The sequence below is a fragment of the Paenibacillus sp. FSL H8-0261 genome (assembly GCF_045040645.1).
GTDB lineage: Bacteria > Bacillota > Bacilli > Paenibacillales > Paenibacillaceae > Paenibacillus_AQ.
Genome location: NZ_CP150297.1, coordinates 3,717,078 through 3,741,404 on the forward strand (window position 1 = coordinate 3,717,078; position 24,327 = coordinate 3,741,404).

Here is a 24,327-nt window from a genome sequence, read left to right on the forward strand (position 1 = left end):
AAGATTATATGGGTATAGGACTTAGTTTGACGTTGGTGGCTATTTTGATTATTTTAACCGCTTTTTTTGTAGCAACGGAATTTGCATTGGTGAGACTTAGAGGTAGTCAGATCAGTCAGATGGTGATCGAGGGAAAGAAGAACGCGCTAGCTGTACAACGAGTGTCTGCTAATCTTGACGGATACTTATCTGCTTGTCAGCTTGGGATTACAATCACTGCACTGGGTATTGGTGCACTGGCAGAGCCAGCGTTTGAGCAGTTGCTCCTTCCGGTATTCGACTGGGCTAATATTAGTCCAAGTGTGAGTCACCCTCTTGCGTTCTTATTCGCATTCGTCATTGCAACATTCCTACACGTCGTTGTCGGGGAACTTGCTCCGAAGACAGTAGCTATAAACATTCCGGAAAAAATCGGTCAAATTACATCACCGCTGATTATTTGGTTCTACAGAATTTTGTACCCACTCATTTGGTTTATGAATGGTTCCGCAAATCTGCTTGTTCGCCTTTTCGGGATGAAGCCTGCCAGTGAGCATGGAGACGCTCATAGTGAAGATGAGATTCGTTTGATCTTATCCGAAAGCTATGAAAGTGGAAAAATCAATAAAGCTGAATACGGCTATGTCAACCGTATCTTTACTTTTGACGAGATGTTGGCCAAAGAAATCATGGTTCCACGAACAGATATGGTATGTCTTTTCACCAATCATTCATTGAAAGAAAATTTTGAGATTATCCGTAAGGAACAATATACTCGCTTCCCGGTTGCAGAAGGTAGCAAGGATAATATCATCGGAATGATTAATACGAAACAGCTTTATTTGCAATATGACAATAACCCTGATTTTGATTTCAAAGGCTTGATTCAGCCAGTCCTAACCGTATCTGAGGTAACACCTGTTAAGAACCTTTTAACACGTATGCAGTTGGAGCGGGTGCATATCGCCCTGCTGCTTGATGAATATGGTGGAACGTCTGGACTCATCACGATTGAAGATATTTTGGAAGAAATCGTTGGTGAAATTCGAGATGAATTTGACGGTGATGAGCGCCGAGAAGTTGAGAAACTAAGCGATACAAATTATCTGTTCGATGGTAAGGTATCTTTAATTGAGGTCAAGGAGCTTACCGGTCTTGATTTTGAACATGAGGAAGTGACAACGATTGGAGGCTGGTTATATAGTCATATCCCAGATCCTGCCGTTGGCAAAAGCATTGTACATGACAACGTAACCTTAATCATTCGTGAAATGAACAGATACCGTGTACGCAAGGTTGAGGTCATCATTGAGACCACTGGTGACACTGAATCGTCAGAGCTTGAGAATTCATAAGCTTTTAATCATAAAAAAAAGGATAGAGTTATCAGATTAAATCTGATCCTCTATCCTTTTTTCTTTTATCAAAATCTTACTCATGTAATATTCATCTACCCATTGGCCATCAATTACAAGTGATTTTCTTTTCGTCCCTTCGATCTCAAACCCATTTTTGATATATAGCGACATAGCTAGCTCATTATGGGTCATATCAACCGCTGCCCCAATAAGGATTGAAGTATTTGCTAAAGCGAAGCTTTCGATCATCTCTTTGACCTGATTTAGACTGGATTGTCGTTCATCCGGCTCTAATAACATAAATTTGGATTCCTGATCCAACTGATACTGTAATCGAAGTAATTCTTCTGCATCCTCTGGTATAAGCACTTTAAGTGTAACCATCATATCATCACTTCCAATCATAAGTAGCTATAAGTACTTTTTGAACAGCTTACTGGAGCTGCTATTGTATCCAAGATGCTCGTAAAATTGATGTGCATCCTCTCTTCTGACCGCACTCGATAGCATGATCTTAAGGGCGCCCCTAGAAGTGGCTACGTGCTCAGCGTATCTCATTAGTTTCGCACCGTATCCTTTCCCTCTCACCTCTTGTGATATGATGACTCTTTCAATGACAGCAAAGGGTCGATCGTCACATAAAGCATCCATACATAAATGAAGATGAAGCGTCCCAACAATAGCCCCTTCTTCTTCGTACACATAAAGAAAACTATCCGTATTGTCAGCTATCCGCTTCAGTCGGTCCGGGGACACTTGTATAGCTGTCTGCTCAGGCAACAACATTCGATATAAGTTTTCAATATACAATGCGTCTTCAGGAACAGCCTCTCTTATCATTTGTTTATTCCTTTCTTAATCGTTCTTAACAACGGCAGACCATGATAACATTGCCATTCGGATCTTTAAAATTAAACCAATGGTCATGCTCGATATCCGTAAGAATCTCTCCGCCATTTGCTTTCACATAGTCATAAGCAGCATCAATATCCTCGGTATTTAGATGAAAAGAGGGGATATTAAGAACGGACTCAGAAGTGTAAATTTTGCTGTCTAATACGATTTCTGGTCCTTGCATGGGGATCACGTATAGATGCCCGAATAATACTTCACCATCCAAAGGCAAACCAAGCAATTGGCAATACCATTCTTTGGATTTCTCAATATCCTTTACCGGAATAAAAACTGCACCAATCTGATTCAGAATCGGACTTACCACCATTAAGAAAGCCTCCTCTTTAAAGTTGCAGAATAGGGTGTTATTCTAGAATAATTCGATAAAATATGTCAATTACCTCCCTCCACTTAGGGAAGGTCTGGCAAGTTATGTTATAATTTTGTGTGCACTACTCTAATTTCACGTATGACAGGAGAATTGAATTGGCTAATCTGAACTTCGGTGGATTGAAATTAACTCCACCAAAAGTCTTATCACTAGGATTTGTAATACTTATCACTGCCGGAACTTTTTTACTTAGTTTGCCGGTCGCCTCAGTAGAAGGGCATATTTCTTTTATTGATGCATTATTCATGGCTACATCGGCAACCTGTGTTACAGGTTTGGCAGTCATTGATACGGGCACACAGTTGACTACTTTTGGACAAGTTGTTCTACTCGTATTATTTCAATTTGGGGGATTGGGTTTTATTACGATGGCCACCTTGATTACTTTGGTCCTTAATAAACGAATATCCTTTAAAGAGCGAATTCTTATGCAAGAATCTATGAACCAGAATTCCATGCAAGGTATTGTTCAGTTGATCCGCAGAGTCCTGATCTATTCCCTTGTTATTCAGCTCACAGGTGCCATCGTGTTTGCCGGTAGGTTTATGATGGATATGCCTTTCGGGAAAGCTGTATATTATGGAATTTTTCACAGCATATCTATTTTTAATAATGCAGGCTTTGATTTATTCGGTGACATTCATGGGCCCTTTAGTGGACTTACTCGTTTTGTAAATGATCCTATAGTGAATTTCACCTCAATGATTCTCATCTTTCTTGGAGGGGTCGGTTTTATCGTCCTATCTGATGTTTTTGACTTTCCAAAACGCAAAAAGCTTACTCTACATTCTAAGGTTGTTCTTTCTACCTCTATGATATTGATTGTCATTGGGGCTGCTCTATTTTTCTTACTAGAATTTAATTCTACGCTGAAGCCCTTGAGTGCAGGTGGAAAGATGATGGCTACATTTTTACAAGCGATAACACCACGTTCAGGTGGCGTCACTACAATTGAAATTCCACTGATGCGGGAATCAACGCAATTTCTAATGATTCTGCTAATGTTCATAGGGGCTGCGCCTGGATCTACTGGTGGGGGAATTAAGATTACTACGTTCGCTGTTCTAGTGGCTGCGGTTTCTGCAAGACTAAGGGGTAAAGAGGATATTGTAATGTTTCGTCATCGGATCGCCAAAGAAAATGTCTATAGAGCCGTGACGATGACACTGATGTCTCTAATGTTAGTGGTCATTGCTACGATGTTGTTATCCGTGACAGAAAAGGCTGACTTTCTTGCTGTACTCTTTGAATCCGTATCTGCATTCGGGACTTCTGGTCTCTCCATGGGACTTACTCCAGAATTGACTACGGCGGGTAAAGTGCTCATTATTTTTCTAATGTTTCTGGGTCGGACAGGTCCGCTTACTCTAGCTTATGCACTCAAACCTAAGGGTAGTAAGGAACTTTACAGATATCCTGAAGGTAAGATTACAATCGGATAAGGCGAGATGTAACCAGCGGCAATGAATATTGCCGCTGGTAATCAATCAACACTTGTATGTTTTACTCTTCAACGATCTCTTGTTTATCTAGTGCGGCATCAAGCAATTGATTGTATACATCGTCATCATTTTCAAGTAGCGCGTCAGTTTCTAAGAACTGCTCTTCACTTCCAGGCTCACCAGCAAAGCTTAGGCTGTAATCCCATTCCGTTCCTCTTGTACTGAAAAAAGTAATCTCATATGGAGCCTTATGGTTTTCGAGAGTAAATATCGTCCTCCCTACATAGCTTTTATCCTCTTTACGGCTCATTTCAGCACTTACGATCTCTAAATTCATCCGCTAATCTTCCTTCCATTCATCAAATCATTTCCCCTCTCAGTATAGCATTGAAATGAATGTAATTCCTCAATTTACACTGTAAATTCCATGTAATTGACTTTTTTCATCCGGCGGTTAATAATTTAGTACAATACTTGTAAAGTACCAAACTATTAGTAATTGGAGGAAATATCGATGACTGATTTCGAGGCAAAGCTTAGTAAATATGCAGATTTAGCTGTGCAAATTGGGGTTAACGTTCAACCAGGGCAAATTCTGGTGGTGAATGCACCGATTCTTGCAGCTGATTTCGTTCGTATGATTACCGCCAAGGCATATGCGATTGGAGCAAGCTTGGTGAAGGTGAACTGGAGTGATGCAAGCATTACACGCCAGCAGTTTGAACATGCTGCACCAGAAGTGTTCACTGAGCCTCCTACTTGGTACGCAGGTGAAATGACCGAACTCGCCGAGAAGGGTGCAGCTATTCTTAACGTGATCGCGGAAGATCCTGATGCACTTAAAGGTATTGATCCTGTACGCATTTCAAATTATCAAAAAGTACGGGGAGCCGCACTCACCAAATATCGTGAAATGCAAATGTCCGACAAAGTTAGCTGGAGTATTGTTGCCGTACCTTGTCAGGCTTGGGCGGATAAAGTATTCCCGAATGTTCCAGCTGAAGAACGTGTAAATAAACTTTGGGAAGCTATTTTCCACACCGTACGTCTTGATCGTGAAGATCCAGTAGCTGCATGGCAAGAACATCTCGACACCTTAGATCAAAAAGCAAATGTACTCAACGCAAAAAAATATAAGAAACTGCATTACATAGCACCTGGTACGGACCTAAGCATCGAGCTTCCAGAAGGTCATATTTGGGCACAAGGTGACAGCATTAATGCGAAAGGTCATTCTTTTGTAGCCAATATGCCTACCGAGGAAGTATTTACCGCTCCTCTAAAGACTGGTGTAAATGGCACCGTACGAAGCACCAAACCTCTTAGCCATGGCGGCAACATTATCGATGGATTCTCTATTACTTTTGAGAACGGACGAATTGTTAGTGTTAGTGCAGAGCAAGGACAAGAAGCACTAGAGCACCTCATTAGTATGGATGAAGGAGCAAAATACCTAGGTGAAGTTGCATTAGTTCCACATAAGTCCCCTATCTCAGAGTCCAATATTCTTTATTACAATACCTTGTTTGATGAGAATGCATCCAATCATCTAGCTATAGGTATGGCTTATGCTTTCTGTTTAGAAGGCGGTAAAGATATGACTCCGGATGAACTGATTGCACATGGATTGAATAATAGCGTTACCCATGTGGATTTCATGATCGGTTCAGCTGAAATGAACATTTATGGTATATCTGCTGATGGAACCGAAGAACCTGTATTCCTGAATGGAAACTGGGCGTTCTAATTATTGCAAATATGAAATAAAAGACTAGAGATATTGGGAGGAGTTGAAACTATGTTAGATTTCAAGCAAAAACTGGAGAACTATGCGTTGCTGGCAGTGAAGATTGGGGTTAATATCCAACCTGGGCAGACCCTTGTTGTAAATGCCGACATCGTTTCGGCAGAACTAGTACGTCTTGTCGTACGCAATGCCTATGAAGCGGGTGCGAAGCTCGTCAAGGTTAATTATAGCGACGAGGTTGTTACACGTACACGTTATGACCTCGCTCCATCCGATTCCTTCTTGGAACCGCCACAATGGCAAGCAGATGAATTAGAAGATCTGGCTAAAAAAGGTGCAGCATTTCTATCGATAACTTCAACGAATCCAGATCTGTTGAACGGTGTTGAATCAGGAAGAATTGCAGATAATCAGCGGATCTCTGGACAAACGTTAGCTCCATATCGTGAATTGTTAATGGGGAATCACGTAAGCTGGAGTATTGTAGCATTCCCATCAGCATCGTGGGCGGCAAAGGTATTCCCTGAAGCATCACCTGATCAGCAGATTGATTTTCTATGGGATGCTATCTTTAAAGCTACACGTGCGGATCAAGCTGACCCTATTCAAGCATGGAGTCAACATTTAGATGGCCTGAAAGCACGTTGTACTGCTTTGAATGATAATAAGTTCCGCAAGCTGCACTATACAGGACATGGAACCGATTTGACGATTGAGCTACCAGAAGGGCATATTTGGTGTCAAGCAGGAGCTGTCAATGGCAAAGGAGTTCCTTTCCTAGCCAATATCCCTACAGAAGAAGTGTTTACTGCCCCACTGAAGTCTGGTGTGAATGGTAAGGTAAGCAGCACTAAGCCGCTTAGCTATGGGGGTAATCTTATTGATAATTTCACCCTCACCTTTGAGAACGGCAAAGTAACGGATTTCACCGCTGAAAAAGGTTCAGAAACGCTAGCTTCCCTTATCGCGTTAGATGAAGGCTCTGCTTATCTTGGAGAAGTCGCTTTGGTGCCTTTCCACTCCCCGATCTCCGAGAGCGGAATTCTATATTACACCACATTATATGATGAGAATGCCTCCTGCCATTTGGCGTTAGGTGCAGCATATGCCTTTACCCTTCAAGAGGGTACGACAATGACCAAAGAACAATTGCAGGAAAAAGGAATGAACCAAAGCCATACACATGTTGATTTTATGATGGGTTCACCTGAAATGAGCATTGATGGTATTAAGGATGATGGAACAACCGTACCTATCTTCCGTGATGGAGATTGGGCTTAAATTGTTCGCTTAAATTATTGAATAAATAAAACGACAAACAACCTGCTTGGTTCCTCTTCCGAGGACAAAAGCAGGTTGTTTTTTATTGCATACTAGATATCCAGAAAATAAATAGTCCAAATTTGAATAAAAGTTCAATATTTGTTCACACTATTGTTGATTTCCGTTCACAAATATGTCACAATACAGTTAAGGATCTAATTTCCAAGGAGGGGATTATCATGTTGAGAGACCCAATATCCAATGAAATTGACAGCGTTGAAGAAGAACAGCTCGAAATTCAAGCACCGGTGGATTCAAGAATTGTTGCATCTAATGCAATCAAATATACCGCCTATGTTATGCTGTTTTTCGGATTCTTGTATTTCCTGATTGCTTACTTGGCACCTATGTTGGAACAATAATGTGATGGATATGATTTTATTAGAAAACGCTTACGGTTAATCACTCTCATGGGAGTAGTGATTAACCGTTTTTATTTCCATGAGAATGCTTTGTTCGTCCAGGCTATTGCTGTAGGCGACCATATGCCATTCATTTTGGAATGTAGCCAAGCTATTGCCTCTTCTCTATCGCCTTCAAATGAGAAAAGACCATTATCTTCCATCCAGTGGCTTACAGTCTCAAACGAGGTACTGCTCCAGCCATTTTTCTCACCTTCTGCATTTTGGCGTTCTTTTACACCTGAAATAACGATGTCCAGCGATGCCTGAAGCTCCGTAACCGCATTATCAAAAGCCGTCTTCTTTTCTTTAGCCTTCATATCAGCTTCAACACGAAGTATACGCGTATCAATCCCTTGATGTTCACGGATAATTTGCAGTAAAGTCACTGCTTCTCTGCTGGCCAATCCGTCATTATAACGTTCTTCTATAGATTTAGTACTACCTTCAGCTGCCACAAATGCTGGAAACCACTCCCTAGAGACCAAGATAGCTTTCTTCTTAACAAATTTACCGTATCCAGCAAGGCCTTCACCAGGAAACCTTACACGCCATGACCATGGATCTAGCTCTGAACCCGTATGCCAATTCTCCGCTTTCGTTAATCCATTTAAAGATGGGTGCTCAGGAATCAGAGTGGCAAGCGGCAAAATCCCAATCTTGGTAACGATTTCTGCAGTTTCCTCAAAGGTGATAACACTTTTCTCTTCATATTCCTTATACATCACAACATCATCTCCTATGTACTCCATTATTTAGACTTCATATTTCCGATCCCAGCAATATAAGTACTGATGAGCCGAGATAGGCTTACATTCGTATCAAGCGCCATTCCAAAACCGCCCTTTTGTTCCAAAGAGGCAAAGCCATGCAGAATGCTTCGTAACCCGCGTACTGCATGAATTTCTCCTTCCTCACCCAATTGATAATCCTTCATCACATGAATGATAAGCTTCAAAATATGATCACTTGCCGTTTCCAGCTCCGTATTTGCCTGTTCAGGGGCTCGCAACGTTGTCTCGTATAATCCAGGTCTGCTTCTAGCAAAGTCCACATACGCTCGCCCCATCGCCTGTACAGCAGCGTCTCCACTAAAGCCTTTAGCTGCGTTGTTCATTGCATTGGAAAGCTCGCCTAGTCCATAAATCGCAAGTTGTATGCGCAATTCCTGTAGCCCGTTAATGTGATTGTATAAAGACGGAGAACGAACACCTAATTTGTTAGCCAATGCGGCTAAGGTTACGGCCTCTATTCCTTCATGATCGGCAATTTCTGCTGCTGCAATAACTAGCGTACGACGATCTAATCCTGCTCTAGGTGACATTTTAATTACTCCTATCTTGAATCATTTGTGCTTTGTGAATAGCTTTCTCCATGGTTTGTACTGGGTTTCTAAGTAAATCTCCATGTCCAGTAGCCAGTATAGTCGGGGAAGCCTCTAGAAGCTTAATTGCACTCTTTAATGCTTGATCTTTACTCCAGGTTGCCATAGCCGGAAACGGAAACCAAGGAATTATGGTTCCTGAAACTGCAGTTCCCCGGAAGGTTTGAAAAGCATCTCCAACGATAACAGCGCCGCTTCGTGAATCAATGAAAGACATAGATCCAGGGGTATGACCAGGAGTTATAATTGCTGTTAATGAACCAATGGTATCTCCATCATAGAGTAATACATCTGGTCTCGTTGTTACCTTCTTGGGCACGCCTCCCTTTATAGGGGTCTGAGGTTCTCCCTCACGAAGTGAACGATCTCCACTAAGCAAAGCTGCATCCCTTTCTGAAATGTACACCTGAGCCTCTGGAAGCTGTCTCTTTAGCTCATCCAGTGCACCTATATGATCGTCATGAGCATGCGTCAATATAATACGAGTGATCTTTTTATCAAGCTTCGCTGCGGTATCTATAATTCCTTTTACACTGAACGGCATTGCCGCATCTATCAAAGTCAACTCATTCTCTTCCTCAATGATGTAACAATTCACAGGAAACACTCTTGGCATCCAAGTTAGCTGTAATAAATGACCTTCACGCGTTACTCTCATCATTACCCCTCCATAAAACTAATGGTATTAGCTTAAATATAAACTAATCATATTAGTTTTACAAGAGTGAATTTTTCACCCAACTAACCCTCTAGACTTTTGTCCGCATTTTTATTAGATCTTTTAATAATGAACCACTGCATCCATGTAATCCCAACGAAAAATATAACGGAACCCACAAGGGTGCTCATGATACTTTTAGCAATATCCAACTCCCCGGCTTTTCTAAAATCAGATAGGAACATTAAAGCGGCCCATATTAACGTACTGACAGCTCCCCCAATTAAATTGATTTTCTTATACCGTCTTACATCGCCTTCTTTACTCGGTAGCAGATATATTCCATTTTTGACGGAACGAACAGTTATATACAAACACCCTGCCATCACAATCACAAACGTATCCAACCAATACTTAATGTCCCATTGCAGTATAAACACTTTTACCAAAAGACTAACCATAAAGCCCACGAACACAATCATAAAACCATGCGTACTAAACTTCTGAATTTCACTGATAATCCGCTCATCCTTAATCCTTGTCCTGCTCACCCTTATTCCTCCCAAAAAATATCGTTTAAAGATCGATCCAATGCCTTGCAGATAGCTATGCACAACTTAAGCGTTGGGTTATAGTTCCCGGCTTCAATCAGACCAATCGTCTGTCTTGTAACCCCTACAACTTCCGCTAACTGTTCTTGGGAAAGATCTTTTTGTATACGTGCCAGTTTCATCTTGATGTTCTTGTTCTCCCCCACGCTTTTCCCTCCTTATTTAAATTCATCCACATAACCCAATTGTAATCAATATCATTCATTATGTACATTATATATTGCTATAAACATTTAACGCGATTTTGCTATCCGACCATACGACATAAGGAGCTTGAACTTACAACAAAAAAGCACCCCTTCGGATGCTTCGGATATATATTCTTTTAATATTCATTATTCAAATACCGTAAAACCTTCTACTTATTCCACTACATCGTTCTCTGGATAGCTATCAATGATCTTCAATAGTTCAGAAGCATCCGTGCGTGGACGGCTGTCTGGCACAGTCTCCGGGTATCCGGCATGGATCATGGCTATGATCTTCTCTCCTGGCTTCACACCAATTTTGTTACGGAATTCAGGATTATTGATATAAGGATCGGTCTTCCAAATCGTTCCCACGCCTTGCTCCCAAGCCGCTAGCTGGAAGTTCTGCACAAGTGCTGACGCTGCTGCAAAATCCTCATCCCACTCTCTCTGCCGAGGATCCTCAGGCATCACCACAATTAACGTTAAAGGAATATTTGAGATATATTCTTTTCGCTTAGCAGCCACTTCAGGATCAGAAAAAGCACGTTTCACGAAAGCAAATGCCGCTTCAGCCAAGAACTTTGTACCATCACCTTGAAAAGCAATAAATCTCCACGGCTCACGCACCCCATGATTCGGCGCCCATACAGCTACATTTAACAATTCCTCTAAGAGACCTTGCGGCAGTGGATCTTTTTTAAAAAGCTTAATAGAGCGTCTTTCTCTTATTACTTCAGCTACGCTATTCTTTTGAGTCGGTTGAGTTTGTGTCATGAGATCCACTCCCTATAATAATAATGATAATCATTATCATTAATGATACATTATCTATCTGCCTTTTGCAAATAATAGAAACAAAAAACACCGTTCCCTAAGGAACGATGTTGAAGGCTTCAGCCGAAACGACCCATGATATATTCTTGTGTCATTTGATTCTCTGGATTAGTAAAGACCTTATCCGTCTTATCGTATTCTATAAGGGATCCCAGATAGAAGTAAGCCGTATAATCAGAAATCCGTGCAGCTTGCTGCATGTTGTGTGTCACGATTACTATGCGTAACTCTTCTTTTAACTCCTTGATGAGCTCCTCTACTTTACCAGTGGAAACCGGATCTAGTGCGGATGCTGGTTCGTCCAAGAGTAGAATTTGTGGGTTAACTGACAACGCTCTTGCAATACAAAGGCGCTGCTGTTGTCCACCGGACAAAGCTAATGCTGAATCTTTTAACCGGTCCTTCACTTCATCCCACAACGCTGCTTTACGAAGGCTGCTCTCTACAATCTCATCGAGTGCTTTTTTTCCTTTTACCCCATGGTACTTCGGTCCAAAGGCGATGTTATCATAAATGGATTTATAGAACGGATTGGGCTTTTGCCAAACCATACCGATCTTCTGACGCAGTTTGATAACGTCTGTGCCAGGAGCATTAATATCAACGTCATCAATCCAGATGCTTCCTTTGGTTGTTGATCCGGAGATTTCGTCATTCATACGGTTCAGTGAACGAAGAAAGGTTGATTTACCGCAGCCGGATGGGCCGATCAGTGCAGTAACCGTATTTTCAGCAAAAGGAAGACTAATCCCCTTTACTGCCTCATATGTTCCATAAAAAATACTCAGGTCCTCGGTTTGAAAAGATTCACGCACTGCTGTTGCCGACGTTCCCATCGATTACTCCTCCTACATCTCTACTTTAGTTTTTAGGAATTAGTTCATTCTTTTTGAAGCTGTAAGCTTACGATAAATAAATCTACCGAAATAACGTGCTGCCAAGTTGAAGATCAACACCATAATTACAAGTACTGCTGAAGCTCCCGCAGCAATTTGCGCGGCATCAGGAGCAAGGCCTTCACTATTTACCTTCCAGATATGAACAGCCAGTGTTTCAGCTGGACGGAAAGGATTCAGTGGTGAGTTCGGACTAAGTGGATTCCAGTTGGTGAAATCTAGTCTTGGGCTACTCATTCCTGCAGTGAACATCAACGCGGCTGCTTCCCCAAAGACACGGCCAGCGGACAAAATAGTACCCGTAATAATCGTTGGTAATGCTACTGGGAACAACACGGAGGTTACGATTTTCCACTTGGACAATCCTAGTGCAAAACCAGCCTCTTTTTGTTGCTTCGGAACACTACGGAAAGCTTGCTCCGTAATCCGAACCATCAGCGGTAGATTAAAGACCGTCAATGCCAGTGCTCCAGAGATTAAGGAAAAGCCAAGATTAAAATAGTTAACAATCAGCAATAGACCAAACAAGCCGACTACGATTGAAGGGAACGAAGATAATACCTCAACAATTAAGCGAATAAAGCCGGTGATTTTTCCCGGACGAGCATATTCAGCCATGTAAATACCGGCACCCAGTCCTAGAGGTACTGTAATTATTAGCGTGAGTACCAAAAGGAATAAGGAGTTGAATAGCTGAGGGCCAATTCCTCCACCTGCTCGAATTTTTTGCGGTGCAGAGAATAGAAAATCCCAACTAATGTGACTAAGACCCCGAAAGAGGATATATCCTAATAGACCAACCAGAATAGCTACGATGAGCAATGCGAAAAACACAATAAGGCTTGTGGCAATTTTATTTACGGTTCTCGGCTTCAAATTTTATTTCTCCTTTCAAGCAGTCTCACAAAGAAGACAAATACAAAGGTCATCAGCATAAGAACCAGTGCCATACTCCACAGAGCATTATTGTGCGCAGAGCCCATGGTTGTGTTCCCCATTCCAAGCGTGATTACACTCGTCAGGGTAGAAGCTGATTCAAAGAGTGATTTTGGTACGAATGGCGCATTCCCGATAACCATCTGTACAGCAAGGGCTTCACCGAATGCACGTGCCATCCCCAGTACAATACCAGTCATAATAGCAGGAAACGTTGTCGGAATAATCACTCGAGAGATCGTCTGCCACCGGGTGGCACCAAGCGCATAGGAGGATTCCTTTAAATTTTGCGGCAATGAAGCCAGCGCGTCTGCAGCCACGCTTGTAATCGTCGGAAGAATCATGACCGAGAGCACAAGCGCGCCTGCAGCTACCCCGATGCCTTGACCAGGCAGGTTGTTGCGTAGAAACGGTACAATAACACTTAATCCGATGAAACCATAAACAACTGAAGGGATACCTGCCAACAGCTCGATTACGGGCTGAAGCAATTTTTTGCCCCATCCTGGGACAATCTCAGTCATGAACAGCGCAGCGCAAAGGCTAAGTGGACTAGCAATCAATGCTGCAAGTAGAGTAACTAAGAAGGATCCAGTAATAAACGGAAAAGCACCAAAGGATGGCGTATCTGCTTCAGGTGACCACTTTGTTCCGAATAGAAAATCAGTAACGCTAACATCACCGCTTGTGAAAGTTGAAATACCTTTAGACGCCACAAAATATACCATCGATACAATGATTGTTATCAATAGCAGTACACAGAAGGACATATATGTACGTCCCACAAAATCTTCAATATGATGTTTCTCGATGCGTGAGTTCTTTAGTTTCACCCTCAATTGCTCCCTCTTTCTAAAGTGAAAAGAGAGGCAGATGTATCCGCCTCTAATCACTTGAGATTCTAATCCTTACTAATTACTTAGAAGTGAATTACTTAGCTGTAACATTTCCTGCAACGTCACGAGTAACTTGCATTTTTACTGCTGGAATGTATCCAAGCTCAACGACTTCACCTGTTTGTACTTCGTCTGTCAAGAAAAAGTCAAGGAATGCTTTTACTGTTTCATTTGGTTCGCCGTTTGTGTACATGTGCTCGTAAGCCCATACTGGATATTTACCAGAAATAACATTGTCTACAGATGCCTCTACACCATCAAGGCTAAGTGTTTTGATTGAATCATCAAGGTATGAAAGAGCCAGATAACCGATAGCCCCTGGAGTTTCTCCGATCATTTTCTTAACAGTACCGGAGGAATCTTCTTGAATCGATCCTGGGATATCTTCAGTTTTAGTTCCAAGTGCAAAGCTTTCAAAGGTTGCGCGAGTACCGGAGCTGCCTGGACGGTTAATGATTTGGATTTTTTGATCCGCTCCGCCAACTTCTTTAAAGTTTGTAACTTTTCCTGTGAAAATATCGATAAGTTGTTGCTTAGTCAAGCTGTCTACACCAGCATCCGGATGAGTTACTGCTGCGATCGCTACTACTGCTACTTGATGATCTACAAGAGCTGCTGCTTTTTCTGCATCTGCATCTTTTAGTTTTTCTTCTGCGAATACGTCAGAGTTACCGATATCTACTTGTTTCTCAGCTACTTGAGTAAGACCAGTACCACTGCCGCCGCCTTGAACCTGAATGTCCACACCAGCATTTTTATCCATGAAATTCTCGGCTACCAGCTCAACCAATGGTTGTAATGCTGTTGAACCTGAAGCTAGAATCGAACCACTTATTTTAGCGCCGCTACCTTCATTTGTAGCTGCAGCGTTTCCTCCCGTGTTGTTTGCCCCACCATTACCGCAAGCTGAAAGTGCTAGTACGCTTGTTAAAGCCAAAGTCATAACCCAAGATTTTTTGAATTGCATTGTTTTGTCTCCTCCTAAATGTTTTGTTAGCACGGCTTCCTCATACAGTTCATACGGAACTGGCTTCGAAAGCTTTAACATGGTGTTGTGGAGCTTTGGCCCCCATATGCTTGTTTACTGTAAAAGTGCATTGTACGCATATGTTATTGTTGTTGTCCGGAGCTTCTTGGCCCCTCTGACTCTTCTTATTCTAGAGCTCGTTCGTTAGAGAAACTTCTTAACTTTGTAAAGCCAACGATAAAAATACCAATAGAAACTATATATATGTATAGATTTAATCTATAATGGAGATATAATTTGTTATCCAACTTATCATTGTACGGAGGAAAGTCATGAATATTATGAAGTTAAAGATCGTTATCCTACTTGAAAAATATAAGAAAGTAACCGATGTAGCTGCTGAATTAGGCCTTAAACAACCCACAGTATCTTTTCATATGAAGAATCTAGAGAATGAATTTGGAACGCCTTTATTCCAATATCGAAGTGGAAGAGTACTGCTCACAGATGCGGGTCGGGCCCTTTATCAATATGCGCTCAAGATTGTCTCACTTACAGCTGAAGCTGAACGTACTGTTAAACAGTTTTCTTCACCAACACAAGGTACTTTAAAGCTGGAAGCAAGTTATATACCTGCAACTTATATTTTACCTAAAGCGCTAATCCAATTCATGAAACAATATCCTGGGATTAATAATTCAATGTCGATCCAAAGTGATACTTTGTTAAAGGAACGACTCCGAAGCCGAGAAATTCAAATGGCTATTTTACACACTTCTGATTGGCATGATGAATCCTTTAACTTTCAGCTGGTTGTCCGCGACGAGCCTGTGATCATTTTTGCCCCTAGTCACCCTTTTGCAACTATAGAGAAGTTAACACCAGAACAGATCGCGCTTGAGCCTTGGATTCAGTATGAGGGTGGTTCTTGTTTACGGGGATTTGCGGATCAATGGGCAGAAATAAATCATATTCGCTTGTGGAACCGATCCGAGTTGAATTCACCTGAAACTCTAAAGATGTTAGTTGGCGAGGGAGATGGCGTAGGTATTTGTTCTAGAGTTAGCATTGAAGCAGAACTTGCGTTAGGTCGTCTTTGTTATGCTCCTCTACCGGGAGTTTTGCCTGAGAGCGGTGGTTTTGTACTGGCTTGGCGAAAAGATCATATATTAACACCGTTGCAGCAATCTTTTGCCGATATATTAAACAACAACTAATAGGTCCTTCTATTTTATAAAAGGGAGCGCCCAAAGCCAAAATGGTTTTGAGCGCTCTTATTTGCTTATTCTATAAAGGGAAACATTAACTTTTCATTCTCACTTGTGTACATATTTTCCTTCGTAATGAATTCGGAGCCTGTATCCATAACAGGAGCTACTTTGTGACCTGAAACGACTTCAAGTGCAGTTTTCACAGCCAAGTACCCCATAGTAAAAGGTTTTTGAATCACCGTTCCCAGCATCGTTTCGTTCTCCAGCAACTGAACCTCACTACTGGAATTGTCGAACCCAACCAGCTTCACTTTTGATTTTAAGCCCATATCCATAATTGCCAGTCCCGCACCTAATGTAGAGGGCTCATTTAAGCCAATGATTCCCTTTAGTTGTGGCTGATTCTTTAGAAGATCAACAGTTAATTGATATGCCTTCTTCGAAGATCCGTTACTGTAAAGAGTATCCTGCACAAGATTAACTCCATTCTGAGATAAAGCATCCCGAACCCCTTTCTCCCTTTCGATAGCTGTAGCGGAGCCTTGTACAAAATTCATAATGGCGACTTGATCGTCGCTTTGAATATTTTCAATCAACTTCTGCGCTGCTTTACGGCCTGCTTCATAATTATCTGTGGCGATAAAACTCTCCGATACACCGCCGTTCAGTCCCGAATCCACCGTAATAAGAGTGATACCAGCAGCCTTAATCTTCTCTGCAATCGGAACGAGACGATAATAGTCGGTAGCAGCTAAAATAATGGCATCGGGCTTCTCCTCAATCGCCTGTTCCAGTAATTGAATCTGCTTATCTACATCTAGCTCGGTATCTGTTCCTACCGTATGAACATCTGCACCGAATTCCTTGGCAGCAGTCGCCACTCCTTGTTTCATTACCTCCCAGAATTCAATACTGGTATCGATAGTCTTAGGAACGTAGATAATGGTTCTGACCTTTGGATCAAGATCGTTCATAAACATACGATAACCTGCCCACCCGAGCGCTACAATGAAGATTACCAGTAGAGCAGACAAGCCTATTTTCGACAATAGTGAGCTCATGGATTCTCCTCCTCATAGAGCGCAGGAATTCTTAAAGTGACCGTCGTCCCTTCTTCCATTTCACTCGTAAAAGACAACCCGTAATGGTCCCCGAAATATAGCTGAATGCGATGGTTCACATTTGCGACGCCAACCCCGCTGCCAATCCTGTAATCTGCCTTTTGAAGCAATAACTTGTTCATCTGCTCTGGATTCATACCAACACCATTATCAATAACCTGAATGGTAATATCGTTTTGCTCTTTTTTACCTCTAATCAGGATGTGCCCTTGCTCAGGATTATGCTTTATCCCATGATAAATCGCATTTTCAACTAAGGGTTGAAGGACCAATTTCAATATACTGCATTCAAGAATGTCTTCATCCACTTCTATCGAATATGTGAATTTATGGCGATAGCGCATATTCTGAATCGTTAGATAGTGTCGAATATGTTCTAATTCTCTTGCGATCGGAATCAATTCCTCGCCCTCACCAATCGTAGAACGCAGCAGCTTCGATAATGATGAGGTCATTTCGACCACCTCCTCCATCTTACCGGTCTCTGCCATCCAGATGATCGAGTCTAGCGTATTGTACAAAAAGTGGGGCTTAATCTGCGCTTGTAATGCCTTCAACTCACTCACACGCTTCATCTCTTGCTCCATCACAATCTGGCTCATTAACTCTTTAATCTTCATGATCATCAGATTAAATGTTCGGGCAAGCTTGCCAATTTCGTTCGTACTTTCAATCTCCACGCGAATGTCGAACTCTCCGCGTTCAGCCTTCTTCATGTTTATTTCTAGATTCTTAAGTGGTTTAGTTAGTGCGTACGAAAGAAGCACAGATATAGCCATGGCAAAGATGAGACTTACAGCTCCCCACAAGGCAGCTGTACCTTGCATCTGCTGTTTGTTAGCAACCAGGTCATCCGGATAGGTCACCCCTACAATCTTCCAGCCAAAGCTGGTTGTATCCACCGTGTACAGCTTCTGCTCGTTCCCTGTGTTCACTGTAACCGACCCGCTCTTAATCCCAAGAACGGTTTCCAATTGCTCGAACTTGAGCTGCGAGTAGATCAGCTGCTGTTGAGGATGATAGACTAGGCTCCCTGACGGATCTACGATGAATACATAACCGCGTTTTCCCAGTTCGATTTGTTTGCACAAATTGTTAATAACGCTGTAATTAAGATCTACAAGTAGCACACCTTGTCGATCTGCTTCCATTTCTGAAAAGGTATCTGATAGCTTTCTACTGATCGACACTACCCAACGATATTCATCCTGAAATAAATGCTGCACATGTGAGGAGGAGACAGCCACTTCCGTCTGGTTCAAAGCTTGCTGATACCACTCTTGAGCAATCAACTCAGGAAGCGGTTTCAAAACTGCGTCCAGTCGATCCGAAACCGTTATCCCCTCCGAGCTTGCATACACTATAGAAGAAATGTCGGTGCGGGATTGGACGACAGATCGAAGATATTGGCTGGCTAACTGCTTATCTTTGACCTTCCCTTCTTGTCCCGAACTCGAACCTTTTACATATCTCTCAAGATCACTACTAGTTAATACCAAAGCAGCAATACTCTCCATGTTGCTAATATAATTCTCGATGTTCAGTTTTACTTGTTCTATTAATTGTGAAGTATAGGCTACGGAATTCCCCATGACGGCAGCTGAGGAGAGTCGGTATGAAGTATAGCTTAGTACTATAGTCGTGCAGAGGATAAGAAGTGAAAAAGAAATAGCGATATTATTATGAATACTTCGACTTCGGAAGAAGCGGTGAGGTTTCATAGAAGGAGATTCTCCTTCTGTCGCTGTCGATATTCCTTCGGTGTGATCCCAACATTACGTTTGAAAATCACACTAAAGTACTGAGGATCAGCATAGCCAACTCTAGCAGCGATATCATAAGTCTTCAACTGTGTGACGGTAAGGAGCTCTTTAGCTTTTTCCAAGCGAAGACGAGTCAAATATTCAATAAAAGTCTCTCCAGTATGCTGTTTAAAAGTCGCACTGAAATAACTGATGCTCATAAAAATATGACTGCACAGCTCATTAAGTGAAAAGCTGTCATTACAATAATTCTCCCGAATATAAGCTTCTGCTGCTTTCATCTGAGAGGTTCTGACGGTTGTTCTTTGTTCCGATAGCTTGAGTATCAACTCATGGCAAGTTCTCTCCAAATAATTCCTAGCTTCATCTAAAGTCTTAAGGGCTGCAACCTCAGCAAACATATTATGCGAAACAAGCTCTGTATTTGGGAATCCGATATCGACCACATAGTTCATTAGAGAGACGAGCATTTGGTAGATGCTACTGCGGCAGTCTTCTATTGAAGAGCTATTGCTCTTTAGCTCCTGAAACCATTTTGAGAGGACCTCCGAGATCGCTGATGCTTTCCCTGTCTTCAACGCGGATATGAATTGCTTTTCCCATGAAGAGAAATGTGCTTGATCCAATCCTTTGCCGAACTCAAGATCCTGTATGGAGATAACCTTATCTATACCTAAAAGATATCGATATTCTATGGATGAAATCGCTTCCTGGAATGATTGTGGAATTTGCTGTAAATCAGCGTATTTTCTACCGATGCCGATGGTTGCCGTCAGCTTCAAGTACTTGTTCAGGCTGGTTTGTACTTGATCTGCAAGAAGTTGTGTTATGACTTCGATCTCTTCGGAATCCCCTGATAATATCGCAGCGAATTTCCCATCTCTCGTCTGAAATACGACACCGCCCTGCTCCTTCTCAAGTTGCTCCTGCACAATGTTAAAAGCAGCAAAGCGCAGTAGCTCAGCATCAGAAGCAATATCTAGGCTACGATTGTCCATTTCTATATCGATTACGATTGCAAGGTTAGCCTCACCCTGCAGCTGTATATGAAAATAATTCATTTTATTCTCGATCTCGTCGTTTTTCATACGAGTAGTAACAAGCTTCTCCAAAAAACGTTCGCGAAGCAAAGGAAAGCTCTGATTTAATTGCATACGAAGCTTAGCGATATTGGCCTTTTGTAAATGCTCTTCATCCAAATCCTGCTTCATCTTGCTTAGATATTCGGCAAACTCACGAGCATTAATTGGTTTTAACAAATATTCCGTCACCTTCAAGGTTATAGCCTGTTTAGCGTATTCGAAGTCTTCATAACCAGTTACGATAATGACCTTCATGTCCCGGTATCGTTCCATTACAGCTTTAGCCAATCCTAGTCCATCCATAAAGGGCATGCAAATATCTGTAATAATCACATCCGGTCGATACTGCTCGACTGCATCAAGGGCATCTCTGCCGTTATCGAAATCTCCAACAAGTTCAAAACCATGATTATTCCATGCTATCTTCTGTTTAATCCCCTCACGAACCTCGTCTTCATCATCAACTAGAATAATCTTATACATCCAACACCTCCTCAGCTATTGACTCATCGAGTACATGTAATGTAAATGTTTACCTTTTGGGATAAGCATAATAGAGGTTGCCTTCTTGAGGCAACCTCTATTATTAATCTCTTCTATTCGTACAGCAGAGGTTTGATCTCATCGGAATCTATATTGTTCTTATCGTACCAGTGAAACCCGGTATCAATATTCTTTTCTACGGTTTCCCCTTTAATCGCCTGCACAGCTGCCTTCACCGCTTGATATCCAATACCAATGGGGTCCTGTGTAACAGCGCCAGCTACAACACCACTACGAATAGCATCCATTAACTGTTTACCGGAGTCAAAGCCGATAACCACAATCTTACCACCCATCTGTAATTCATTTACTGCATTAGCTACTCCTACTGCAGATCCTTCGTTTGATCCATAGATTCCTTTAAGGTCCGGATTGGCTTGCATCATCGCTTTTGCAAGATCCGTGGACTTCAACTGATCTCCGCCGCCATATTGCGGCTCTAACACTTCAATATCTGGATATTTCGCTTTCATTTGTTCTAAGAAGCCATCACGACGCTGTTGACCTGTGCTGCTTGTTTGGTCATGTACAACTAAACCTACTTTACCCTTTTTGCCGATCAACTCAGCCATTTTATCAGCTGCCAAAGCTGCTGCCGCTTTATTGTCAGTCGCTGCGGTTGCTACAGGAATATCACTATCTACACCAGAGTCAAAGCCAATGATTGGAATATTGTTTTCCTTTGCCTTTTCCAGATATGGAATCGCTGCTTTGCTATCGAGAGCTGCTAACGCGATTGCTGCTGGTTTCTTATCTAGCGCTGTCTGCAGCATCTCAATTTGTTTATCTACCTGACTCTCATTTTCAGGTCCTTCAAACGTAATCTCGACATTAAACTCCTTGGCAGCCTTCTCGGCTCCTTGCTTCACCGCTTGCCAGAATTGATGTTGGAAGCCTTTTGAAATGACTGGGATATATGGTTTGTCTGAACCGGATGCACTCTTTTTGCTATCACTGTTGTTACAAGCACCAAGTAAGGTAGTAGCCAATAACAAACTAGCAAGCATGATAATCCCTCTTCGACGTTGTTTCATTTAAATCTTCCCCCTCGTCATTTGCTTTGTATATCACTCCGTATGGAGATAATACCTCGTTCATTGCTTCCGTCTGCGAAGAATATCAGCATACACTGCTATGATGATGACAACACCAACAATGACTGTCCGCCATTCCTGAGCAACGGACATAATCTGTAAGCCATTCGTCAGTACACTCATAATCAGTGCACCAATAATTGTACCTAGAATAGAACCTACGCCCCCGCTTAAAGATGTGCCTCCAATGACGACAGCTGCTATAGCTTCAAGTTCATAACCAGTGCCAAGTGATGGCTGGGCTGAATTTAGACGTGATGCCATCAGGATACCAGCGATTCCGCTGAAAATCCCTGTGATGGTATAGATCACAATCTTCCATTTGACCGTATTCACACCTGATAAGCGAGTTGCTTCTTCATTGCTGCCAAGTGCAAAGTTATAGCGTCCAATAATTGTCTTCGATAAGATGATGCTTGCGATAACACCGAGCAATAGGAAGATTACGATGGTGTTAGGAATGCCTGGGATCATCTTGCCCATTGCAATCTTGGCAAAAATCGGATCATCATTGAAATAAATCGGCTTGGCACCCGTTATGACAAGTGATAATCCTTTAGTGACCATCATGATCGCCAGAGTAGCAATAAAAGGTGGAATATTCATTTTCGCCACCATTAAACCACTTATAAAACCGCATAGTGCACCAGCTAGAATCCCGCCTACTATTCCGAGTGGAACAGGTAGGCCCCAGAATGTAATGATGACGCCAACCATCACCGAGGAGAAGGTCATCACAGTACCCAAAGCAAGGTCGATCCCGCCCGTAATAATTACAAAGGTTGCACCCAGCGCTAATACCCCAATTACAGCTGTCGAGACGAGGATTCCAACTAGGTTAGAAAACTGAAAAAAGTTACTTGATGCTACTGAAAATACGATGACCAGAATGATCAAACTTGCGAATGCTAGTAATTTTTGTTTAAACCCTGATTGCGCCCCGGTTTGCTTCGAGCTGATAGGCTGGCTAATCCCTTTATCTGCGATCTTCATGACCTTGACACCTCCGATAAACTCTTGAACGATTATGAACGCATCGTCGCATATTTCATTATCGCTTCTTGCGATGCTTCTTCTGCGAGTAGTTCACCAGTTATACGTCCTTCACACATGACAATAATGCGATGGCTCATTCTTAGAATCTCTGGGAGATCTGAAGAGACTATAATGATCGCTTTTCCCTCACCTGCTAGCTGATCAAGCAACTTATAGATCTCACTTTTCGCTCCTACATCAATACCACGTGTTGGCTCGTCGAAGATCAACACATCGCAATCTCTTGTTAACCATTTCCCGATAACTACTTTTTGCTGATTCCCACCGGATAAGAATTTGACTTTTTGACTTACACTTGGAGTCTTGGTTGCTAGTGCTTCCGCATGCTGCTCCGCGGACTTTCGCATCTCCCGATCCCTCATCCATCCGAATACATTACGGAATTTATAGAAGGAAGCAATCGCATTATTCATGCTAATGTCCATATCTACAAGCAGCCCGTAGCGTTTGCGATCTTCGGACAAATAGCCAATTCCATGCTGCACGGCTTGATGAGGATGTTTTATACGAACCGTATTTCCATGCAGCTTAATCTCACCCTTATCGATAGGATCAGCCCCAAATACGGCACGAACAACCTCAGTACGTCCAGCGCCCATTAATCCAGCGAAGCCCAGAATCTCACCTTTATTCAGATGAAAGCTGATATCCTTCAACATTTGCCCACTGGATAAGTTTCGAACCTCTAGTACGACTTGCTCTGTCTGTAACGAATGTGTTGGCTTCGACGTTTGATACAGTTCACGACCAACCATCATGCTAATAATCTGATCAATGGTTATTGAATCCGTCCGAACAGTATCCACGTAACAACCATCCCGCATGACTGTAATGCGGTCTGTGATCCGTTTCAACTCATCCATGCGGTGAGAGATGTATATAATACCTACACCTTTTTCTCGTAATTGCTCGATCATACGGAATAACTCGTTAATTTCCGTATCTGTCAACGCTGCAGTTGGTTCATCCATGATCAGTACCTCCGCATTGAAGGACAAAGCTTTTGCGATTTCAACCATTTGCTGATTAGCAACTGTCAGATCTGAGACCAAAGTCTTCGGATCTAATTTTAGATTCATCTGATCAAACAGTTCCTGCACCTTACGATTTAGCTCCAGATCATCAACGAACCATTTCAGTACCTTGCGCGGCTCACGACCAATAAATATATTTTGGGCCACTGTAAGATGCGGCATTAGATTCAGTTCCTGATGAATGATACTAATCCCGAGTTCCTGCGCAGCGCGAGTATTAGCAATCTCCACCTCAGATCCCTTGTACCACATCTGACCCGCATCCTTGGAATAGACTCCTGTTGCAATCTTCATTAAGGTAGACTTTCCTGCGCCATTTTCACCGACTAAGGCATGCACTTCCCCACGCTTCAGCTCAAATTGACATTGATTCAATGCATGAACACCAGGAAAAAATTTATCAATCCCCGCCATTCGTAGTAATACTTCGTCCATTTCATATCCACCTCAAATCCTTTATGATTGCCTTTTTGTAAAGTAATCGCTTTCAAATGTTGAATGTAAAATTATTGTAT

At 42.2% G+C, this 24,327-nt stretch carries 26 protein-coding genes; 6 read left to right on the forward strand and 20 right to left on the reverse strand.

The genetic code is table 11. From position 1 onward, the window contains the following. Nucleotides 1–8: 8 nt before the first annotated feature. Nucleotides 9–1,334 (forward strand): hemolysin family protein, encoded by a 1,326-nt coding sequence (locus tag MHI27_RS16380; protein ID WP_340969830.1) that lies wholly within the window; start codon nucleotides 9–11, stop codon nucleotides 1,332–1,334. 36 nt (nucleotides 1,335–1,370) lie between these two features. Here the strand turns inward: MHI27_RS16380 and MHI27_RS16385 are convergent, their stop codons facing one another. From MHI27_RS16385 to MHI27_RS16395, 3 genes are read right to left on the reverse strand one after another with little or no spacing between them, the layout of a single operon-like run. Next, on the reverse strand, nucleotides 1,371–1,724 hold the full coding sequence (locus tag MHI27_RS16385; protein WP_405174216.1) for a hypothetical protein: 354 nt from the start codon (nucleotides 1,722–1,724) through the stop codon (nucleotides 1,371–1,373). Between the two features lie 24 nt (nucleotides 1,725–1,748). Continuing rightward, on the reverse strand, nucleotides 1,749–2,177 hold the full coding sequence (locus MHI27_RS16390; protein WP_340969834.1) for a GNAT family N-acetyltransferase: 429 nt from the start codon (nucleotides 2,175–2,177) through the stop codon (nucleotides 1,749–1,751). 25 nt (nucleotides 2,178–2,202) lie between these two features. Then, the gene (locus MHI27_RS16395; RefSeq protein WP_042193979.1) at nucleotides 2,203–2,556 is read right to left on the reverse strand and encodes a VOC family protein; all 354 of its coding nucleotides are present in this window, start codon (nucleotides 2,554–2,556) and stop codon (nucleotides 2,203–2,205) included. Nucleotides 2,557–2,717: 161 nt separating this feature from the next. On the opposite strand from MHI27_RS16395, the gene MHI27_RS16400 reads away from it, so the two are divergent. Beyond that, a complete protein-coding gene (locus tag MHI27_RS16400) occupies nucleotides 2,718–4,064 on the forward strand; it encodes a TrkH family potassium uptake protein (protein WP_081393020.1) in 1,347 nt (448 codons plus the stop codon). Between the two features lie 61 nt (nucleotides 4,065–4,125). Here MHI27_RS16400 and MHI27_RS16405 read toward each other — a convergent pair whose 3' ends face one another. Continuing rightward, entirely contained in the window at nucleotides 4,126–4,401 is a 276-nt protein-coding gene (locus MHI27_RS16405) for a hypothetical protein (RefSeq protein WP_042188584.1), read from the reverse strand. Between the two features lie 177 nt (nucleotides 4,402–4,578). Here MHI27_RS16405 and MHI27_RS16410 point away from each other — a divergent pair, with 177 nt between their 5' ends. From MHI27_RS16410 to MHI27_RS16420, 3 genes are all read left to right on the forward strand, one after another. Next, nucleotides 4,579–5,811: an aminopeptidase gene (locus MHI27_RS16410; RefSeq protein ID WP_042188585.1), complete on the forward strand. Its 1,233-nt coding sequence runs from the start codon at nucleotides 4,579–4,581 to the stop codon at nucleotides 5,809–5,811. A 51-nt stretch (nucleotides 5,812–5,862) separates the two neighbouring features. After that, complete coding sequence (locus MHI27_RS16415; protein WP_405174217.1) at nucleotides 5,863–7,092, forward strand: aminopeptidase; 1,230 nt, start codon at nucleotides 5,863–5,865, stop codon at nucleotides 7,090–7,092. Nucleotides 7,093–7,313: 221 nt separating this feature from the next. Continuing rightward, on the forward strand, nucleotides 7,314–7,496 hold the full coding sequence (locus MHI27_RS16420) for a hypothetical protein (protein WP_042128123.1): 183 nt from the start codon (nucleotides 7,314–7,316) through the stop codon (nucleotides 7,494–7,496). 71 nt (nucleotides 7,497–7,567) lie between these two features. Here MHI27_RS16420 and MHI27_RS16425 read toward each other — a convergent pair whose 3' ends face one another. From MHI27_RS16425 to MHI27_RS16470, 10 genes are all read right to left on the reverse strand, one after another. Then, nucleotides 7,568–8,260 (reverse strand): hypothetical protein, encoded by a 693-nt coding sequence (locus tag MHI27_RS16425; RefSeq protein WP_405174218.1) that lies wholly within the window; start codon nucleotides 8,258–8,260, stop codon nucleotides 7,568–7,570. Between the two features lie 26 nt (nucleotides 8,261–8,286). Beyond that, entirely contained in the window at nucleotides 8,287–8,859 is a 573-nt protein-coding gene (locus MHI27_RS16430; protein ID WP_405174219.1) for a TetR/AcrR family transcriptional regulator, read from the reverse strand. Between the two features lies 1 nt (nucleotide 8,860). Next, nucleotides 8,861–9,577 (reverse strand): MBL fold metallo-hydrolase, encoded by a 717-nt coding sequence (locus MHI27_RS16435; RefSeq protein ID WP_405176755.1) that lies wholly within the window; start codon nucleotides 9,575–9,577, stop codon nucleotides 8,861–8,863. Nucleotides 9,578–9,660: 83 nt separating this feature from the next. Continuing rightward, nucleotides 9,661–10,128, reverse strand: coding sequence for a DUF6773 family protein (locus MHI27_RS16440; protein WP_405174220.1), 468 nt, complete (start codon nucleotides 10,126–10,128; stop codon nucleotides 9,661–9,663). A gap of 2 nt (nucleotides 10,129–10,130) precedes the next feature. Beyond that, entirely contained in the window at nucleotides 10,131–10,310 is a 180-nt protein-coding gene (locus MHI27_RS16445; RefSeq protein ID WP_042132222.1) for a helix-turn-helix transcriptional regulator, read from the reverse strand. Between the two features lie 240 nt (nucleotides 10,311–10,550). Next, on the reverse strand, nucleotides 10,551–11,153 hold the full coding sequence (locus MHI27_RS16450) for a nitroreductase (protein ID WP_076283615.1): 603 nt from the start codon (nucleotides 11,151–11,153) through the stop codon (nucleotides 10,551–10,553). A 119-nt stretch (nucleotides 11,154–11,272) separates the two neighbouring features. Beyond that, nucleotides 11,273–12,049: a phosphate ABC transporter ATP-binding protein PstB gene (gene pstB / locus MHI27_RS16455; RefSeq protein WP_405174221.1), complete on the reverse strand. Its 777-nt coding sequence runs from the start codon at nucleotides 12,047–12,049 to the stop codon at nucleotides 11,273–11,275. A 39-nt stretch (nucleotides 12,050–12,088) separates the two neighbouring features. Next, nucleotides 12,089–12,985, reverse strand: coding sequence for a phosphate ABC transporter permease PstA (gene pstA, locus MHI27_RS16460; RefSeq protein WP_042128135.1), 897 nt, complete (start codon nucleotides 12,983–12,985; stop codon nucleotides 12,089–12,091). Further along, nucleotides 12,982–13,884, reverse strand: coding sequence for a phosphate ABC transporter permease subunit PstC (gene pstC, locus MHI27_RS16465; protein WP_042128137.1), 903 nt, complete (start codon nucleotides 13,882–13,884; stop codon nucleotides 12,982–12,984). Before pstC ends, pstA begins: the two co-directional genes overlap by 4 nt. Nucleotides 13,885–13,975: 91 nt before the next feature. Next, complete coding sequence (locus tag MHI27_RS16470) at nucleotides 13,976–14,908, reverse strand: phosphate ABC transporter substrate-binding protein (protein WP_042132223.1); 933 nt, start codon at nucleotides 14,906–14,908, stop codon at nucleotides 13,976–13,978. Between the two features lie 332 nt (nucleotides 14,909–15,240). On the opposite strand from MHI27_RS16470, the gene MHI27_RS16475 reads away from it, so the two are divergent. Further along, complete coding sequence (locus MHI27_RS16475) at nucleotides 15,241–16,125, forward strand: LysR family transcriptional regulator (RefSeq protein WP_405174222.1); 885 nt, start codon at nucleotides 15,241–15,243, stop codon at nucleotides 16,123–16,125. A gap of 65 nt (nucleotides 16,126–16,190) precedes the next feature. Here the strand turns inward: MHI27_RS16475 and MHI27_RS16480 are convergent, their stop codons facing one another. From MHI27_RS16480 to MHI27_RS16505, 6 genes are all read right to left on the reverse strand, one after another. Further along, complete coding sequence (locus MHI27_RS16480) at nucleotides 16,191–17,180, reverse strand: substrate-binding domain-containing protein (RefSeq protein WP_405174223.1); 990 nt, start codon at nucleotides 17,178–17,180, stop codon at nucleotides 16,191–16,193. Continuing rightward, complete coding sequence (locus MHI27_RS16485) at nucleotides 17,177–18,961, reverse strand: sensor histidine kinase (RefSeq protein ID WP_405174224.1); 1,785 nt, start codon at nucleotides 18,959–18,961, stop codon at nucleotides 17,177–17,179. Before MHI27_RS16485 ends, MHI27_RS16480 begins: the two co-directional genes overlap by 4 nt. Next, complete coding sequence (locus MHI27_RS16490) at nucleotides 18,958–20,568, reverse strand: response regulator (RefSeq protein WP_405174225.1); 1,611 nt, start codon at nucleotides 20,566–20,568, stop codon at nucleotides 18,958–18,960. The genes MHI27_RS16485 and MHI27_RS16490 overlap by 4 nt, the downstream gene beginning before the upstream one ends. Before the next feature lie 113 nt (nucleotides 20,569–20,681). After that, nucleotides 20,682–21,662 carry an ABC transporter substrate-binding protein gene (locus tag MHI27_RS16495; protein WP_060623448.1) on the reverse strand — a complete coding sequence of 327 codons (981 nt, stop codon included), beginning with the start codon at nucleotides 21,660–21,662 and terminating at the stop codon, nucleotides 20,682–20,684. Between the two features lie 60 nt (nucleotides 21,663–21,722). Then, on the reverse strand, nucleotides 21,723–22,715 hold the full coding sequence (locus MHI27_RS16500) for an ABC transporter permease (protein ID WP_076283610.1): 993 nt from the start codon (nucleotides 22,713–22,715) through the stop codon (nucleotides 21,723–21,725). Nucleotides 22,716–22,747: 32 nt separating this feature from the next. Further along, nucleotides 22,748–24,247: a sugar ABC transporter ATP-binding protein gene (locus MHI27_RS16505; RefSeq protein WP_405174226.1), complete on the reverse strand. Its 1,500-nt coding sequence runs from the start codon at nucleotides 24,245–24,247 to the stop codon at nucleotides 22,748–22,750. Nucleotides 24,248–24,327: the final 80 nt, after the last annotated feature.

Bases quoted from the DNA above. Each gene is read 5' to 3' on its own strand.
- MHI27_RS16380 (WP_340969830.1), top strand. From the start codon at position 9: ATGGGTATAGGACTTAGTTTGACGTTGGTGGCTATTTTGATTATTTTA.
- MHI27_RS16385 (WP_405174216.1), bottom strand. From the start codon at position 1,724: ATGATGGTTACACTTAAAGTGCTTATACCAGAGGATGCAGAAGAATTA.
- MHI27_RS16390 (WP_340969834.1), bottom strand. From the start codon at position 2,177: ATGATAAGAGAGGCTGTTCCTGAAGACGCATTGTATATTGAAAACTTA.
- MHI27_RS16405 (WP_042188584.1), bottom strand. From the start codon at position 4,401: ATGAATTTAGAGATCGTAAGTGCTGAAATGAGCCGTAAAGAGGATAAA.
- MHI27_RS16410 (WP_042188585.1), top strand. From the start codon at position 4,579: ATGACTGATTTCGAGGCAAAGCTTAGTAAATATGCAGATTTAGCTGTG.
- MHI27_RS16415 (WP_405174217.1), top strand. From the start codon at position 5,863: ATGTTAGATTTCAAGCAAAAACTGGAGAACTATGCGTTGCTGGCAGTG.
- MHI27_RS16420 (WP_042128123.1), top strand. From the start codon at position 7,314: ATGTTGAGAGACCCAATATCCAATGAAATTGACAGCGTTGAAGAAGAA.
- MHI27_RS16425 (WP_405174218.1), bottom strand. From the start codon at position 8,260: ATGTATAAGGAATATGAAGAGAAAAGTGTTATCACCTTTGAGGAAACT.
- MHI27_RS16430 (WP_405174219.1), bottom strand. From the start codon at position 8,859: ATGTCACCTAGAGCAGGATTAGATCGTCGTACGCTAGTTATTGCAGCA.
- MHI27_RS16435 (WP_405176755.1), bottom strand. From the start codon at position 9,577: ATGAGAGTAACGCGTGAAGGTCATTTATTACAGCTAACTTGGATGCCA.
- MHI27_RS16445 (WP_042132222.1), bottom strand. From the start codon at position 10,310: ATGAAACTGGCACGTATACAAAAAGATCTTTCCCAAGAACAGTTAGCG.
- MHI27_RS16450 (WP_076283615.1), bottom strand. From the start codon at position 11,153: ATGACACAAACTCAACCGACTCAAAAGAATAGCGTAGCTGAAGTAATA.
- pstB (WP_405174221.1), bottom strand. From the start codon at position 12,049: ATGGGAACGTCGGCAACAGCAGTGCGTGAATCTTTTCAAACCGAGGAC.
- MHI27_RS16470 (WP_042132223.1), bottom strand. From the start codon at position 14,908: ATGCAATTCAAAAAATCTTGGGTTATGACTTTGGCTTTAACAAGCGTA.
- MHI27_RS16475 (WP_405174222.1), top strand. From the start codon at position 15,241: ATGAATATTATGAAGTTAAAGATCGTTATCCTACTTGAAAAATATAAG.
- MHI27_RS16480 (WP_405174223.1), bottom strand. From the start codon at position 17,180: ATGAGCTCACTATTGTCGAAAATAGGCTTGTCTGCTCTACTGGTAATC.
- MHI27_RS16485 (WP_405174224.1), bottom strand. From the start codon at position 18,961: ATGAAACCTCACCGCTTCTTCCGAAGTCGAAGTATTCATAATAATATC.
- MHI27_RS16490 (WP_405174225.1), bottom strand. From the start codon at position 20,568: ATGTATAAGATTATTCTAGTTGATGATGAAGACGAGGTTCGTGAGGGG.
- MHI27_RS16495 (WP_060623448.1), bottom strand. From the start codon at position 21,662: ATGAAACAACGTCGAAGAGGGATTATCATGCTTGCTAGTTTGTTATTG.
- MHI27_RS16500 (WP_076283610.1), bottom strand. From the start codon at position 22,715: ATGAAGATCGCAGATAAAGGGATTAGCCAGCCTATCAGCTCGAAGCAA.
- MHI27_RS16505 (WP_405174226.1), bottom strand. From the start codon at position 24,247: ATGGACGAAGTATTACTACGAATGGCGGGGATTGATAAATTTTTTCCT.